Annotated in this window: 12 protein-coding genes and 1 pseudogene; 7 read left to right on the forward strand and 6 right to left on the reverse strand. The window is 41.8% G+C overall.

Annotated features, from left to right (window positions below; all coding sequences use genetic code 11):
- Window positions 1-82: 82 nt before the first annotated feature.
- Window positions 83-958, reverse strand: a complete 876-nt coding sequence (locus IQ276_RS02695) for an MBL fold metallo-hydrolase (RefSeq protein WP_193921642.1) — start codon at window positions 956-958, stop codon at window positions 83-85.
- A 248-nt stretch (window positions 959-1,206) separates the two neighbouring features.
- Between IQ276_RS02695 and IQ276_RS02700 the strand changes: the two genes are divergently transcribed.
- Window positions 1,207-2,733 (forward strand): protein kinase domain-containing protein, encoded by a 1,527-nt coding sequence (locus IQ276_RS02700; protein WP_373690465.1) that lies wholly within the window; start codon window positions 1,207-1,209, stop codon window positions 2,731-2,733.
- Window positions 2,734-2,760: 27 nt separating this feature from the next.
- Entirely contained in the window at window positions 2,761-2,949 is a 189-nt protein-coding gene (locus tag IQ276_RS02705) for a 2-oxoisovalerate dehydrogenase E1 subunit beta (protein WP_193921644.1), read from the forward strand.
- 108 nt (window positions 2,950-3,057) lie between these two features.
- On the opposite strand, the gene IQ276_RS02710 is transcribed toward IQ276_RS02705, so the two are convergent.
- Window positions 3,058-4,011 (reverse strand): heme o synthase, encoded by a 954-nt coding sequence (locus IQ276_RS02710; protein ID WP_193921646.1) that lies wholly within the window; start codon window positions 4,009-4,011, stop codon window positions 3,058-3,060.
- A 306-nt stretch (window positions 4,012-4,317) separates the two neighbouring features.
- Window positions 4,318-5,253: a COX15/CtaA family protein gene (locus IQ276_RS02715; protein ID WP_190875512.1), complete on the reverse strand. Its 936-nt coding sequence runs from the start codon at window positions 5,251-5,253 to the stop codon at window positions 4,318-4,320.
- Between the two features lie 402 nt (window positions 5,254-5,655).
- On the opposite strand from IQ276_RS02715, the gene IQ276_RS02720 reads away from it, so the two are divergent.
- From IQ276_RS02720 to IQ276_RS02740, 5 genes are all read left to right on the forward strand, one after another.
- Complete coding sequence (locus tag IQ276_RS02720) at window positions 5,656-6,744, forward strand: cytochrome c oxidase subunit II (protein ID WP_193916968.1); 1,089 nt, start codon at window positions 5,656-5,658, stop codon at window positions 6,742-6,744.
- 66 nt (window positions 6,745-6,810) lie between these two features.
- Complete coding sequence (ctaD, locus tag IQ276_RS02725; RefSeq protein ID WP_193916970.1) at window positions 6,811-8,547, forward strand: cytochrome c oxidase subunit I; 1,737 nt, start codon at window positions 6,811-6,813, stop codon at window positions 8,545-8,547.
- Window positions 8,548-8,683: 136 nt separating this feature from the next.
- Window positions 8,684-9,310 carry a cytochrome c oxidase subunit 3 gene (locus IQ276_RS02730; RefSeq protein WP_190875514.1) on the forward strand — a complete coding sequence of 209 codons (627 nt, stop codon included), beginning with the start codon at window positions 8,684-8,686 and terminating at the stop codon, window positions 9,308-9,310.
- Window positions 9,311-9,944: 634 nt separating this feature from the next.
- Window positions 9,945-11,225, forward strand: coding sequence for a serine/threonine-protein kinase (locus IQ276_RS02735; RefSeq protein ID WP_193916972.1), 1,281 nt, complete (start codon window positions 9,945-9,947; stop codon window positions 11,223-11,225).
- A 417-nt stretch (window positions 11,226-11,642) separates the two neighbouring features.
- The gene (locus IQ276_RS02740; RefSeq protein WP_193916974.1) at window positions 11,643-12,722 is read left to right on the forward strand and encodes a PstS family phosphate ABC transporter substrate-binding protein; all 1,080 of its coding nucleotides are present in this window, start codon (window positions 11,643-11,645) and stop codon (window positions 12,720-12,722) included.
- Window positions 12,723-12,946: 224 nt separating this feature from the next.
- Here the strand turns inward: IQ276_RS02740 and IQ276_RS02745 are convergent, their stop codons facing one another.
- The 3 genes and pseudogenes from IQ276_RS02745 to IQ276_RS02755 form a co-directional block, all read right to left on the reverse strand.
- Complete coding sequence (locus IQ276_RS02745; RefSeq protein WP_190875517.1) at window positions 12,947-13,282, reverse strand: XisI protein; 336 nt, start codon at window positions 13,280-13,282, stop codon at window positions 12,947-12,949.
- A pseudogene (locus IQ276_RS02750) lies at window positions 13,270-13,686 on the reverse strand (XisH family protein). Before IQ276_RS02750 ends, IQ276_RS02745 begins: the two are co-directional and overlap by 13 nt.
- Before the next feature lie 102 nt (window positions 13,687-13,788).
- On the reverse strand, window positions 13,789-14,862 hold the full coding sequence (locus IQ276_RS02755; RefSeq protein WP_235115373.1) for a WD40 repeat domain-containing protein: 1,074 nt from the start codon (window positions 14,860-14,862) through the stop codon (window positions 13,789-13,791).
- Window positions 14,863-14,919 lie beyond the last annotated feature (57 nt).

A 14,919-nucleotide genomic window follows, 5' to 3' on the forward strand; every position in this document is an offset into this window, starting at 1 on the left:
CTTGAATGATGAAGTGCGATCGCCAACTTTTATCCCAACTTTAACCTTATACCAAAATCAACAAGTCTCAGCAGCAGCAAATCTACTCCAAAGATTCCATCAACTCAATGCACTTGTGCATCTGCTGGCGCATGGTTTCTCTATCACCATGAAACCTCCGTCCATGACCTGGTAGTACCCACTCGAAAGAGTAATTAGCCAAGTTACGCATTGATTTAGTTTGTTCTGACCAAGAATACCAGCAGAAACCGTGAAATGCAGCCAGTTGGTGCAAGCTTTCTGACCAAGCGAGATGATCGCCAGTAAAGAGAAACTTGTTTTTATAAAGTAAAACTGTGTGTCCTTTGGTGTGACCTGGAACTGGAATAATTAATAAATCCTCAGTTAAGGCAAATGGTTCAAAACCAGTTAACTGTATTTCCACATTGCGAGTCCCCGCAAAAATATCATCAACGTGGAGGATACGTTGACACTGAAAATGTTCAGCAAACTTTTGATGATCTGCAACATCATCCTTGTGAGTTAGGTACATATAACGAATTCCACCCATCTCTTCTAAACGCTTGACTAAAGGCGGCGTAAATCGGGGAGAATCCACCAAAATATTACCTTCTGGAAGTTGAATAAAATAGCTAGCAGCAGCGTAAGATTTCTCAGAATGATAGCCACAATGGGAAACATTATCCTCTACTAATTTGGGAAAACTTTGCTGAGCAACTTTGATATCTTTTGGTTTCTCAACTGTGCCAATAGAACTAGTAGGACAAGCCAAAAGTGCTTCCAGCGCTGCTAATCTTTGGGCTTCATTTGTTGGTTGATGATAAACTGCTGACTGCTCATCAACACGAGAAAAAACTTCCGGAGTCATCCAGCGACAAGTATCACAATCAATACAGGTAGTATCTACATAAAAATCGCCGTTGACATTTTCGACGCGACGCTGATTTAAATGAGCCATATTAAAACCTCGTGCTGGGGAGTGATAAACCCTACAGCAGAATTCAGGAGTCAGAATTCAGAATTCAGAATTATAATACGCTCTCGGCCTAGCTACCAGACCTAGATGATTTACTCCACTAACTTGAAATCTGCTGTATATCACTACGCTAGCAAAAGTGACTCAAGATTGTAGAGGCCACTAGAAGTAAATCGACTTAAAAACAGAAAGTTATGAAATCCACTAGGCAGAAAATGGGAAAACTTAACATGACACCATCTGCTGATAAATTTCTAAATATGCTTTACTGTTCCAATCCCAGCTGCTCAAATCCCTTTAATCCTGATGACAATAAGTTTTGCATTAAGTGTGGGGAAACACTCACACTATTATTCAGAAATCGTTTCCGGGTAATACGACTTTTGGGAGAGGGTGGATTTAGCAGAACTTATGAAGCTAGAGACGCAGATAGGATAGATGAACCTTGCGTAATTAAGCAATTTGTCCCGCAAGTTCAAGGAACGACTGCACTTGAGAAAGCCACGGAGTTATTTAAGCAAGAAGCAAAGCGACTATATGACTTAGGCGAACATCCACAAATTCCCCGCCTGATTGCTTATTTTGAGCAAGATAAGCGGTTGTATTTGGTGCAAGAGTTGATTGAGGGACAGAATTTATTACAAGAATTGCAGCAACAGGGAGCCTTTAGCGAAGAAAAGATAAAACAGCTTTTAGTTGATATATTGCCTGTCCTGAAGCTCATCCATGAACGCGGTGTAATTCACCGAGACATTAAACCAGAAAATATCATGCGCCGCCGTCAGGATGGCAAGTTAATATTAATTGATTTTGGTGTTTCTAAACAGATTACGGCAAGTGCTTTAGGTGTTGGAACAACAGTTGGAACACCTGGATATGCACCAATCGAACAAATGCGTGGTCAAGTTTTCCCTGCAAGCGACCTTTATAGTTTGGGTGTAACTTGTATTCGGCTGTTAACCCAATATTTACCAAAATCAGATGGTTCTGATGAACTTTATGATGTGCTTAGGGGTTGCTGGGTTTGGAGAAAATACTTACCACAAGATAGAAGTATTACTCCTGATTTGGGGCAAATTTTAGATAAGTTAATTCAGGATTATCTGAAGGAACGCTATCAATCATCTGAGGAAGTCATAAAACTTGTTAATGCTGTTGGTTCTCCATCTTCTAAACCAAGATATAGAAAACATATAAAAACTACTACATCTAGTCAACCAAACTATCAAAGTTCGTCACATCATAATCTAAATGCAGCAGTTACAGCAAGTTTGACTAGGCTTAATGAGCTACTAGCTTCTGGCAGATGGCAAGATGCTAATGAAAAAACTTTTGATATTTTGCTTACAATAGCTGATAGAGAAAAACAAGGTACACTCTATCTTGAAGATGTAGAAAAATTGTCTTGTCAAGAGCTTCGTACTATTGACAACCTCTGGACTAAATATAGCAATGGACATTTTGGTTTAAGTATACAAAAACAAATTTGGCAAAAAAATATAAGAGTAAACCAAGAGGTTGATGAAGAAAGTTTGTGTCGTTTTGGAACTAAAGTAGGATGGCTGCGCCCTAAAATAATCAGAAAGGAATTATTTGGTAATGCAGATTTGTTTTTTGAACAAAAGCCTCCTTTATGGTTTTATGACCTTACTTTCACTATAAAAGCTCCAAAGGGACATTTGCCATGTTTTGGAATTCTTGGTATGACATTAGTAGTAAGTTTAATCTTCTTACGATGTGAAGAGTGTGGACTTTAAAATCTAGTATTTATCGAAGGATAAGGTATGACTGAAATTGTATTTCTCGTTGAAGACGATCCAGATGGTGGTTATACAGCTAGAGGTTTAACCGAGTCAATTTTTACTGAGGCTGACGATATAGAAACGCTACGGAAAATGCTCTTTGATGCGGTTCAATGCCATTTTCCGAATGAACAAAACCGTCCTAAAATTATTCGGCTACACTATGAGTGAAATTTTACTTTTAATTGCAAATCCACGACTGTAATTATGTATAATTTTTAATTTCTGAAAATGCGATCGCGCCCTTTTACCAAACGCGATCGCTAAAATTTGTCTCCCCTAACTAATAAAGTGCAGTTTATTAATTACTGCACTAATTAGATGATGAGTAACGGGAAGACTATCAATTACCATCCCCAGACACAACAGCATCATGTAGGAAATGGAATAGAGAAACAATTCTCTAGCAACAGTACGATCTTCTGGATTTTGCAACAACCGCCAAGATTTGTGGATAAATAATCCTCCAAGACTCACAGCGATCGCAGCATAAAGAACTCCACTCGCACCTAAGGGATAAACTAATAACACCGTTGCAACTACAGTAGTCAAGGTATAATACCAAATTTGCCGTACTGTTGCCGTATCCCCTTTAACTACTGGTAGCATCGGTATCCCGACTTTAGCGTAGTCGTCCCGAATCATCAGAGCTAATGCCCAGAAATGGGGCGGTGTCCACAAAAAGACGATGGCAAAAATTAACCACGCTGCCCAGCTTAAGGTACCTGTAACAGCAGCCCAACCCACCAAAGCCGGAATTGCCCCAGCAGCACCACCAATGACAATATTTTGGGTACTGTGGCGTTTTAGCCAGTGAGTGTAGACCAAAATATAAAAGACAATGCCAGAGAAAGCTAGCACAGCGGCTAACAGGTTGGCAAAAACTGCCAGTAGTGTAAACGAAATTGTTGCTAGAGCGATCGCAAAAATTAGAGCATCACGCGGCTGCACCTTACCGGAAGGCATGGGACGATGGCGTGTCCGCTCCATGTCATAATCAATATCTCGGTCATAAATACAGTTAATTGTCTGGGCGCTTGCAGCAGCCAAAGTGCCACCAGTCAGAGTTACTAGCAACAGCAATGGGTCTACCTGTCCCTTAGCAGCAATCCACATACTGCCAGCTGTGGTAATCAAAAGCAACGGAATAATCCGAGGCTTAGTTAGCTGGTAGTAACTTTGAATTACTTGGAGAAAAGTTTCGTGGTGGCGAGAGACATTAGTCTCAATCATGTTGGCTCTGGTTCCTTATTTTTCAACAACTTACAGCAGAATTCAGGAGTCAGGAGTCAGAATTCAGAATTAGAATAGGTTCGACTCCTCGCTTTGAGACCTAGATCATGTACTTCCCCAACTTGAAATCTGCTGTATGTGCAGCCCCCGCTCAAGCTGGCTCTTTGGGTCAAACGAAAATACTTTTCCACACCTGCATCATCAGTGCTAAGTGCTGAGTGAGGAGTGAGTTGTGAGGGGTGGTGGGGTGGTGGGCGTAGTTTCGATCATCTCCCCATCTCCCTATCTCCCCATCTCCCCATCTCCCTACTCAGCACTCAGCACTCTTGACTCAGCACTTACTGAGTCACGCAATGATAGAACTGTAAAAGCCACTAAAGTACCGAGCAAAGCAGCTCCTACAGCTTGGTGAGAGACGGTGAGAGGCTCGACTTGGAGGTGTAATTTGAAAGTGGCGACTCCCAACAAGATTTGTAAGCTTAACAATGCCCCAGCCATATTTGCCAGTCGCCGCAAGGCTGGATGTAGCGCCGGTGTACGCCAACTGAAAAATACCATTGCCAAGGTTGCCACGGTTGGCGGCACCAAACCAGCAATATGACTGTACATTACGTTACAAAGTTGAGAATCGCCGAAGCATTGGTGTAACGCCCAGCGAGATCCTACTAAAGCACCCAAGAGACTTTGCAGGTAAACCAAAACAGCAGCAGTTAAACCTACCCAAGGCAACTTACCAACGGTTCCAGTTCCCTGATAGGGTGTGAGTGTCGTGCCAATAATCAAGAGGGTGGTGAAAAACAATAGCGCCGTTCCCAAATGGGCGGTAACGATATCAAACCGCAACAATTGGGTGACGGTGAGTCCTCCCAAGACGCCTTGAAAGACGATTAAAAACAGGGCGAATGTGGATGCCCAAGGCAGCCATTTGGGTAAAGAGCGACGGTGCCACCAGGATAAACCAAAAAGTGCGATCGCGCTTACACCAATCAAAGCTGCATCTAATCTGTGAAACCACTCTAAGAATACCTGGAAATTCATTTGCTTAGCTGGCACCAGTTCGCCATAGCACAAGGGCCAATCTGGACAAGCAAGCCCAGCATTCATCACACGGGTGGCAGAGCCGATTGCCATCAAAATCAAAGTGGCTATGGACATTCTCCACACCAAGCGACGAATCATTTCCTTGGGCTTTTGCTGCTCAACTGCCGCTTCATTTTGTTGTTGTAGGACAATTTCGTTCATGAACAGTACCTTATGCCCGCTCTTGGTGGATCTCTTAAAATTCTCAATTTTCAATACTGACCCATCTCCACCCTAGCGTACAGGCTAGGGATTTATAGATTGGCACTCACTTATACTTTGAATCACTCTCGCTATGTTTTGCCTGAAGCTTTAGGTATTTTTCAAGATGTGAAAAATCGATTAGTGGCAGTTAATTTAACCATCCTAAATTTTTCCTTAAATTTTTTACTGATTTCCATCTGTTTTTGGGAATATCTGTTAGTCACCTTCTACTCAAAATTAGTAAAATAGTCAGAAAAATTAATAAAAACTTCAGACATTTTGACCCGATGTCTTACAGCCTAGACTACCTTAGTAAGTGAGCAGCTTTGAGATAACGTAGTAAATTCAATTAAGTAAGCCGTGAAGATTCCAAGTTCAATCTGGACATTACTCATTGGCATCGTACTAACTCTAGCCAGTATTTGGTACGGTCAAAATCATGGTCTGTTGCCAGCAGCAGCCTCTGATGAAGCCGTCTTAGTCGATGGTCTGTTCAATGCGATGATGATCGTTTCTACAGGTATATTCCTGATCGTCGAAGGTGTTTTGATTTACTCTGCATTTAAATACCGTCGGCGTGCAGGTGACAATGAAGACGGCCCACCAGTCGAGGGCAATGTACCTTTAGAAATACTCTGGACGGCGATCCCAGCAATTATCGTTATCGGTATTTCTGTTTACAGTTTTGATGTGTACAACGAAATCGGTGGTTTCGATCCCCATGCCATCCATGAAGCCCCGATTACTCAAGAGTCAATGACAATGCATGGGCATGGAACTGCCATAGCTGCGACTTTGAGCGATACACCTCCTGGCAGCGAACCCAACCTCAATCAAGAAAAATCTGATCAGGCGATGCAAGACCCAGCCACAGCAGAGGTTCGCAATGCTGACCAAATTCCCCAAAAGCAGAATGCTCCGGGTGTCGGTAGTGTTGCTCCCACAATTGGAGGCAGTCCTGATAAAGCAGGTAAACCACCAGCATTGGAAGTCAACGTCACCGGTTTACAGTATGCCTGGATTTTCACCTATCCGGAAACAGGAATAACCACAGGTGAGATGCACGTCCCCATCGGCAAAGAAGTGCGAGTCAATATGACAGCCAACGATGTCATCCATGCCTTCTGGGTGCCAGAATTTCGTCTCAAACAAGATGTAATCCCCGGTCGGCAAAGTGAGATTCGCTTCACGCCTAACACAGTAGGTGATTATACTCTCATCTGTGCTGAACTTTGTGGCCCCTACCACGGCGCCATGAGAACATCGGTGGTAGTTGAGTCACAAGAAGCATTTGAGAAATGGCAACAAGAGCAGTTAACTGCCAGCAAAGAAACGCTTAACCAAGCTGTTGCCGTTAACCCTGCGGATTTATCCCCAAATGAATTTCTCGCTCCTTACACCAAGGACATGGGAGTTCACCCCGAAATCCTCCATCAAATTCACCATTAGTCAATTGTTATTTAGTCAAAATCTAATGACTAATGACTAATGACTAATGACTAATGACTAATGACTATGACACAAGCTCAGTTGCAAGAAACTGCCAATATCCCCGTCCTTGTTGACGAACCAGGGAGCAGAAAATGGCAGGACTTCTTTGGTTTTCAAACCGACCATAAGGTGATTGGGATTCAATACCTAGTCACTTCGTTTATTTTCTATTGCATTGGTGGCGTGATGGCTGACTTGGTTCGCACAGAACTGCGAACCCCAGAAGTAGATTTTGTCACGCCAGAAGTTTACAACAGTCTGTTCACGCTCCACGCCACGATCATGATTTTCTTGTGGATCGTGCCAGCAGGAGCCGGGTTTGCTAACTATCTAATTCCCCTGATGATTGGGGCTAAAGATATGGCATTTCCTCGGCTGAACGCTGTTGCCTTTTGGATGATTCCCCCTGCGGGTGTGTTGCTCATCGCCAGTTTAGTGGTTGGTGATGCGCCCGATGCAGGTTGGACTTCTTACCCTCCCCTGAGCTTGGTAACAGGTCAAGTGGGTGAAGGCATTTGGATTATGAGTGTCCTGCTGCTGGGTACGTCCTCAATTTTGGGGTCGATTAATTTCCTCGTCACACTGCTGAAGATGCGTATCCCCGGCATGGGTGTTCATCAAATGCCCTTGTTTTGTTGGGCGATGTTTGCCACTTCGGCGCTAGTTTTGGTATCGACTCCAGTATTAGCAGCAGGTCTGATTCTGCTTTCCTTTGACTTAATTGCTGGGACGACATTTTTTAACCCCACTGGTGGTGGCGACCCGGTAGTTTACCAACACATGTTCTGGTTTTACTCCCATCCAGCGGTTTATATCATGATTTTGCCCTTTTTTGGGGCAATTTCGGAAATTATCCCCATTCATTCCCGCAAACCGATTTTTGGTTATAAAGCGATCGCCTACTCATCTTTGGCTATCAGCTTTTTAGGGCTAATCGTCTGGGCACACCACATGTTTACCAGCGGTATCCCCGGTTGGTTGCGGATGTTCTTTATGATCACCACCATGATCATTGCCGTACCCACAGGAATTAAAATATTCAGCTGGTTGGCAACCATGTGGGGCGGAAAAATTCAGCTCAACTCCGCCATGTTATTCGCCATTGGCTTTGTCGGTACCTTCGTAATCGGCGGCATCAGTGGCGTGATGTTGGCAGCAGTGCCCTTTGATATTCACGTCCACGACACCTATTTTGTAGTTGCACACTTGCACTATGTCCTCTTTGGTGGTAGCGTACTGGGAATTTTTGCTGCCATCTACCACTGGTTCCCGAAAATGACGGGACGGATGGTGAACGAATTTTGGGGTAAGGTTCATTTTGCCTTGACAATTATTGGTTTAAACATGACCTTCTTACCCATGCACAAGCTGGGATTAATGGGCATGAACCGCCGTATTGCTCAATATGACCCCAAATTTACTTTACTGAATGAAATCTGCACGTATGGTTCTTATATACTCGCAGTTTCGACATTCCCCTTCATTTTCAATGCCATTTGGAGTTGGTTGTACGGAGAGAAAGCTGGTAATAATCCCTGGAGGGCACTAACCTTAGAGTGGATGACTACCTCACCACCAGCGATCGAGAATTTCGATGGAACCCCAGTACTAGCTACAGGTCCCTACGACTACGGCTTGGAAAAGGCTAAAGAAGGTGTACCCCTATCTGACCCCAATCCAGTCTTGTCAGCTGGCCCCAACTCGGTATTAAGAGCAGAACCCGACCCAGCGTTTGCTGCTAATCCCGAAGATCGCCAATAAAGTTAGGAGTTATGAGTTATGAGTGATGAGTTATGACTTGAGTAAAGTTGTTAGTTCAAAATTTCTAACTCCTAACTCCTAACTCCTAACTCCTAACTCCCCACTCCCCATTCCCCACCTACATTTATCAAGATTCATGCAAAGTCAGACAATTGACCCAGCTAAAACTGAACTGAATCATCACCACGCAGCAGAAGCAACAGTTGGTCATCATGAAGAACACCCAGATCATCGCTTGTTTGGGCTGTTTGTCTTCCTGATTGCTGAAGGGATGATTTTTATGGGGCTGTTCGGAGCCTACTTGGCTTTCCGTGCTACCTTACCTGTTTGGCCTCCAGCAGGTACCCCAGAATTAGAACTATTGCTACCCGGAGTTAATACCATCAATCTAATTTCTAGTAGTTTTGTCATGCACAATGCTGACACTGCTATCAAAAAGAATGATACGCGGGGTGCGCGGATTTGGTTAGCAATTACCGCTGCAATGGGTGCTATTTTCTTGGCAGGACAAGTATATGAATATACTCATTTAGAATTTGGTTTAACTACCAATTTATTTGCCAGTGCATTTTATGTTTTGACTGGTTTTCACGGGCTACACGTTACCATCGGCGTTTTAGCCATTGTTGCCGTGTTGTGGCGATCGCGCGTTAAAGGTCATTACAGTAGCGAAAAACACTTTGGCATTGAAGCCGCTGAAATTTACTGGCACTTTGTTGATGTGATTTGGATTATTTTGTTCGGATTACTGTATTTACTGTGAGTATTAATTATTAGTTGTTCACTCCACGCGAACAACTTGATCAGCTCCCTTTGGGGGGCTTTTTTATTTTGATAGCTCACCCAAACATTAAGTTTTAATTGCTTCGAGTCTTGTATTTACTTTATCTCTCAAAGCTTGTATAATTTTTGTTTATTTCTCGGTTAAAACTTCAATTTCAAGCTAAAAGTCATCTAAAAGACCTAAGCAGTAATTTAAATCACCATACTATCCTATTTGGCTACTAGCATCATAAAAATTCCACTTTCCATAGGCAGGAAATTAATTAGTATTCCTTGATACATTTTTTAAATTACGGATCTTTTATTTAAGAAATCTAGTTTCAAGTCACTGACTAGGCTGGTGAAGTTTGAAAAATATTTCAAGCCTACCATCATATGAAGCAGGGAAAAATTTATTTTAACTAAGGTTATTTTTTGCTAAAATTAGTCAATAAGTCTTTGTAATGTTAAATAAACAATAATTTAAGCGGCAAACCATAAAACTGCCCTAAAGTATATGAACTCTGGGAAGATGATTGCCTCAAAACTAAAAAATCAAGCGGTAAATATTCATCGTATTACCCAAGCTCCGACAAGCTCTGAATGGTCAGCAATTAGCAGATAGTATACGCCACATGAGCCAGAATCCTCTCATCAGAAAAACATTCAGGAGTAGCTTTGAGACTGTTAAAGTGTTGGGAAGCCCAGAATCTGGCGGAAATTACTCGCTAGCAAGTGCAATACGTACAACTACAATACGTAACAGATATCAACATTCTCTTGTCAGAAAAACACTTAGGAATCGCTTTGAGATTCTCAAACAGTTGGGAAGCGGAGGATCTGGCGATACCTATTTAGCTGTAGACCTAGATTTACCAGGGCGACCGCATTGTGTTGTCAAACATTTCCACCCAAAAGATCCTAATCCTACTGTTGGTGCGATCGCTAAAAAATTATTTGCTCGAGAAGCAGAAGTTTTATATCAGCTAGGCAATGACCACGAGCAAATTCCGAGACTGTTTGCCCATTTTGATGAAGATGGTGATTTCTATTTAGTCCAAGAATATATTGACGGTCATCCTTTGACTCAAGAAATTATCCCAGGTCAACGTTTGAGCCAAAATGCAGTCTTGAATTTATTAACAGACATCTTAGAAGTGTTAGTCTTCGTGCATGAACATAACATCATTCACCGAGATATTAAGCCCCAAAATTTAATGCGGCGGCACTCCGATGGCAAGATTGTGTTAATCGACTTTGGGAGTATTAAAAAAATTGGTGCTTTAGGAGCTGGCTTAACGGTTGTAGTCGGAACTCCTGGTTATATGCCAAGCGAACAGGCTAAAGGAAAACCAAAGCTTTCCAGCGATATCTATGCAGTAGGTATGATTGGCATTCAAGCTCTCACAGGCTTAATGCCTGACCAATTACAAGAAGATCCCAATAGCGGAGAACTTATCTGGCGTCATCACGCGCAGGTAAGCGACGGTTTCGCAGATATTTTAGACAGAATGGTTTGCGATCGCCATAGTCAGCGTTACCAATCTGCCGCAGAAGCTCTGCAAGCGCTTGATTCTGATTTGCCCCAATTAGAGTCATCACAATCTGGTCGTCTAAAGCAAAATAGTCTCGATAGCTATTTCCTAGCTTATAGAAATTTTATTTTGTTACTGGGGATCGGACTTGGTGCTAGCACTAGTTTGATAGTAATTATTGTAATCTATACATTTCTTAATACAAGTACATCCCTCCCATACCAACCTACTCAATTAAAAAATATCATCCAAAAATTTATTCATGAGTCACGTTTAACTAATATTAATACCTTAACCGCCCAAAGAGGAGTTGATAAAAGCAATTGCACCATTGCAAATACTACCCAGCAAATTAAATTTAACCACATTACAACCAGTTAATCATCTAACTAAGGCTAGGCAAATAAAGGTAACTGACGGGAATGATGATTTGTCATTTGTCCTTCATAATTTATAAGGGTTTTAGGCATATTTACGTTTTTTAATATAGTTTGGTTTATTCCTGCACACTTAGTTATTTGGAAGATGTTTGATAAGTAGTAGTTGATGTATAAAAGCTTTAAATCGTCCTAAATCCTCCTTAAGAAAGACGACTTTGATTAGGTTATTCCCACCTTGGAAGGACTTAGTTGAGAAGATACTAGTATATAAGATGTCAGACTTACAGTAATTAAAAAACTGGGTATTAAGTGGCTGATTCAAGCTTTACTTAAAACTTAAAATATCGAGACATTTTTATAGTGTAAATACTGATAAATTCCTGTAATATGAATACAATCAATAAAAAAAATTAAAGATATGGACAATACAAACCAAAAAAAAGCTTTAATTAACGGTGAAATTGCCCTCTTTCTTAGAGGTTTGATTATTGGTAAAGTACTGACACTGATGGTTATTGGCGGATTGCTTTGGTGGTTACTCAAGCCAAACTTACTATCCCGTGGCAGTGCTGACTCTTACTCTTCTAATCAAAGTTTAAAGATTCCTTCTAGTGGGGGATCTACTTTTGAGACAATTACCGATGTCCCCACAGGCTCATTTAACTACGGTGGTAGTACAGCTTGGGCATCTATCCGGCAATTGGTAGATTCTCAGATCCAAAGCGATCGCCCTGAACTACAATTACGCTATGTAGACCCTGCTAAGAATAGCCCTGGTTCTAGCTCAGGTATTCAGATGTTGCTTGATGGACAACTAGACTTTGCTCAGTCTTCCCGTCCCCTCACAGATGAAGAAAAAGCAATTGCAACACAACGAGGCTTCACCCTTGAGCAACGTCAGGTAGGTATTGATGGAATAGCAGTGGTGGTCAATCCATCACTGAAAGTACCTGGTTTAACTGTTGACCAATTGCAGCAGATTTATTCCGGGCAAATTACTAACTGGGAGCAAGTAGGCGGGCCAAATCTGCCCATTACACCTTTATCCCAACGACCAGAAAACGCAGATACAGTAATATTCTCTAGCAATAACAACTCGAAGGGGCAAGCATCTAGCTCCAATGTACAGTATGTCTACTCGACTACAGATGCAGTGCGCCAACTCAGCAAAACCCCTGGTGGCGTGTATTACGCCTCTGCTCGTTCAGTGATACCTCAGTGTAGTGTGAAGGCTTTGCCATTGGGCCGCACTTCTGGTGAGTTAATTCCCCCCTACCGTGAACCTCTGGTGTCACCGGAAAATTGCTTACGTCAGCGTAATCAAGTAAATACTGAGGCTATTAGAAATGGTAGCTATCCAATTACCGCTGAAATGTTTGTGATTATTAAGCAGAATAAAGGGCGAGAACAGCAAATAGGGGATACCTACGCCAAACTTTTATTAACTGAACAGGGACAACAAGCAATTGAGCAAGCTGGTTTCGTTGGGGTTCAGTAATTTTCAGCTAAATAGACCACGCGGTAGGGGCGCAAAGCCTTGCGCCCCTACGACAGATGTGGTGCAAATAGATGAAAACTGCTGTAACTGAACCGTATTGGATTATGGACAATTGCGCTCGCTATAAAAAAGTAGAAAGAGTGAATGATGTTCCTTGGTTTATGATTGCAGTTATTTATCAACTCGAAGCTAGTGGTAATTTCAATACACGCGAAATCCAATATTCACTCCACAGCATAAGAGGTAAATTGGCGCTTAAAAGGAGAATGAAACCCAATGACGATATCAGAACGGGGTACACCTAACTCAACCAATCGTTCAGCAACAGACTCTTCTGTACCGTTATACTGAATCCATATTTTCCCATTTTGAATATCAAAATGCATAACCGGGCCAAACACTCGCTTATCTCCTTGCCAGCCAACGTAAGCTAATTGATAATGATCGTTTTCGCTATCAATAATTAGTTGGGAATTGACTGTATCGGTGTTATTTGTAATTTGTGCATGTTCTGTCAATATTTGTTTTATTAGTTGTCGATAATGTTTTATCTTATCCATTGCCTAATCTCCTCCTGTTTAGGATCGTATACTATTAACTTAACTTGGTAACGTTGAAGGGCACGTTGGACGAAGGGGAGTTGAAAAAAATCTTGATGAGTTTCGCTAGGGACAGCTAAGTATACGATTCTGTCTGCTTATTGTTCTTCTAAAGCTTGGCAGTAATTGAGATATTGTCCGAGTGCAGTATGAAATTCACTGATATCTGAATCTGCAATAAAACTCTTAATTCCAACAGCTATTTTCTCTGTATTACGTTCTGCGGCGATCGCATTTTCAGCCGCTAAATCTATTTGTAGTTTAATTGCTTCACTAATGCGAATTGTAAAAGGATCGTGAGTAATTATCCAACCATCTTTAATTAACGCTTTTTTTAGCTGTTGATGGAAAACATCTTTAGCCATTTTGCTGTCTCTAAATCAGAGTTTCAAAATGAAAATATCCCATTCTTTTATGATATCTTAGGTAAAATTCACAAGACTTTGATATCCAAGCTTCATCAGATGTTACTTACGTTTGACTGGAATTCCCCAAATCTTGACTTTTTGATCGAATCCACCACTGGCTAATATTTGCCCATTTGGACTAAAAGCGATCGCACTTACCCAATCGGTATTTCCAGTCAATGTATTTATTAACTCACCTGAAGTTATATTCCACAACTTAATGCCATCTCTGCCGGCACTAGCAAGGGTTTCTCCGTCCGGGTTAATGGCGATCGCATTTACCCAATTATTATGTCCTGTAAGGGTGCGGAGTAATTCTCCTGTATTCACATTCCACACTTTAACGGTGCGATCGCGGCTAGCACTAACTAATGTTTGTCCGTCCGGTGTAAAGCTAACGGCAGTAACAGAATTAGTATGAGCTACTGATTCACTAATTAATTTACCACTACTCAGGCTCCACAGCTTAATTACACCTTTATTGTCGCCACTAGCCAAGGTTTGCCCATCAGGACTAATAGCTACGGTATAAATTAAATTGTTAAAGCGTACTAAAGTACCGAGTGGGCGCTGCTGTAACAAATCCCACAAGCGGATTCCATCTAAAGCGCCACTAATTAAAACTTTACTGTCAGGAGATACCGCTAAAGATAATACGTTACTGGTATGTCCTACAAAAGAGCGGCTAAAGCTAAATTTAAAATTTTTCACATTCCAGAGGTTAATCGTGTTGTCACTACTACAACTGACGAGGGTTCGACCATCTGGCGAAATTATTAAAGATTCTACGGCGGTTTTGTGTGCTTTGTTAATATCCCCTAATTTTTTGCCGTTGGCTGGATTCCAAAGGCGAATTATACCCTCGTTTTCTGCGCCTCCACTAAGAAGAATTCTGCTATCTGGAGTGAACGCCAGGGATTTAACGGTTCCGTTATGTCCTTTGAGGCTGTAAAGTAGCTGAAAATTCGCAAAATTATTTGTAGTTTCGGAGTTTGGTGCAAATTCAATAGCAGCATCAGCCTGACGAATATAAAACCCTTCCCAAGTGGTTACTGGAAGGGCAACAGCTGCCATAAAAGCCAAGATAATATACCGACGCCAGAAATTACCCCCACCTCTTCCCTCACTCCTCACTATTTTTCCTCACTTTTTGATTAGGTATAAAAAAACATATGGAAATAAATTTTGTAG

The organism is Desmonostoc muscorum LEGE 12446, from assembly GCF_015207005.2.
In the GTDB taxonomy this organism is placed as follows: Bacteria; Cyanobacteriota; Cyanobacteriia; order Cyanobacteriales; family Nostocaceae; genus Nostoc; species Nostoc muscorum.

Excerpts from the sequence above, each read along its gene's own strand:
- IQ276_RS02715 (WP_190875512.1), bottom strand. The coding sequence starts at position 5,253 with ATGAACGAAATTGTCCTACAACAACAAAATGAAGCGGCAGTTGAGCAG.
- IQ276_RS02740 (WP_193916974.1), top strand. The coding sequence starts at position 11,643 with ATGGACAATACAAACCAAAAAAAAGCTTTAATTAACGGTGAAATTGCC.
- IQ276_RS02695 (WP_193921642.1), bottom strand. The coding sequence starts at position 958 with ATGGCTCATTTAAATCAGCGTCGCGTCGAAAATGTCAACGGCGATTTT.
- IQ276_RS02700 (WP_373690465.1), top strand. The coding sequence starts at position 1,207 with ATGACACCATCTGCTGATAAATTTCTAAATATGCTTTACTGTTCCAAT.
- IQ276_RS02735 (WP_193916972.1), top strand. The coding sequence starts at position 9,945 with ATGAGCCAGAATCCTCTCATCAGAAAAACATTCAGGAGTAGCTTTGAG.
- IQ276_RS02745 (WP_190875517.1), bottom strand. The coding sequence starts at position 13,282 with ATGGATAAGATAAAACATTATCGACAACTAATAAAACAAATATTGACA.
- IQ276_RS02710 (WP_193921646.1), bottom strand. The coding sequence starts at position 4,011 with ATGATTGAGACTAATGTCTCTCGCCACCACGAAACTTTTCTCCAAGTA.
- IQ276_RS02705 (WP_193921644.1), top strand. The coding sequence starts at position 2,761 with ATGACTGAAATTGTATTTCTCGTTGAAGACGATCCAGATGGTGGTTAT.
- ctaD (WP_193916970.1), top strand. The coding sequence starts at position 6,811 with ATGACACAAGCTCAGTTGCAAGAAACTGCCAATATCCCCGTCCTTGTT.
- IQ276_RS02730 (WP_190875514.1), top strand. The coding sequence starts at position 8,684 with ATGCAAAGTCAGACAATTGACCCAGCTAAAACTGAACTGAATCATCAC.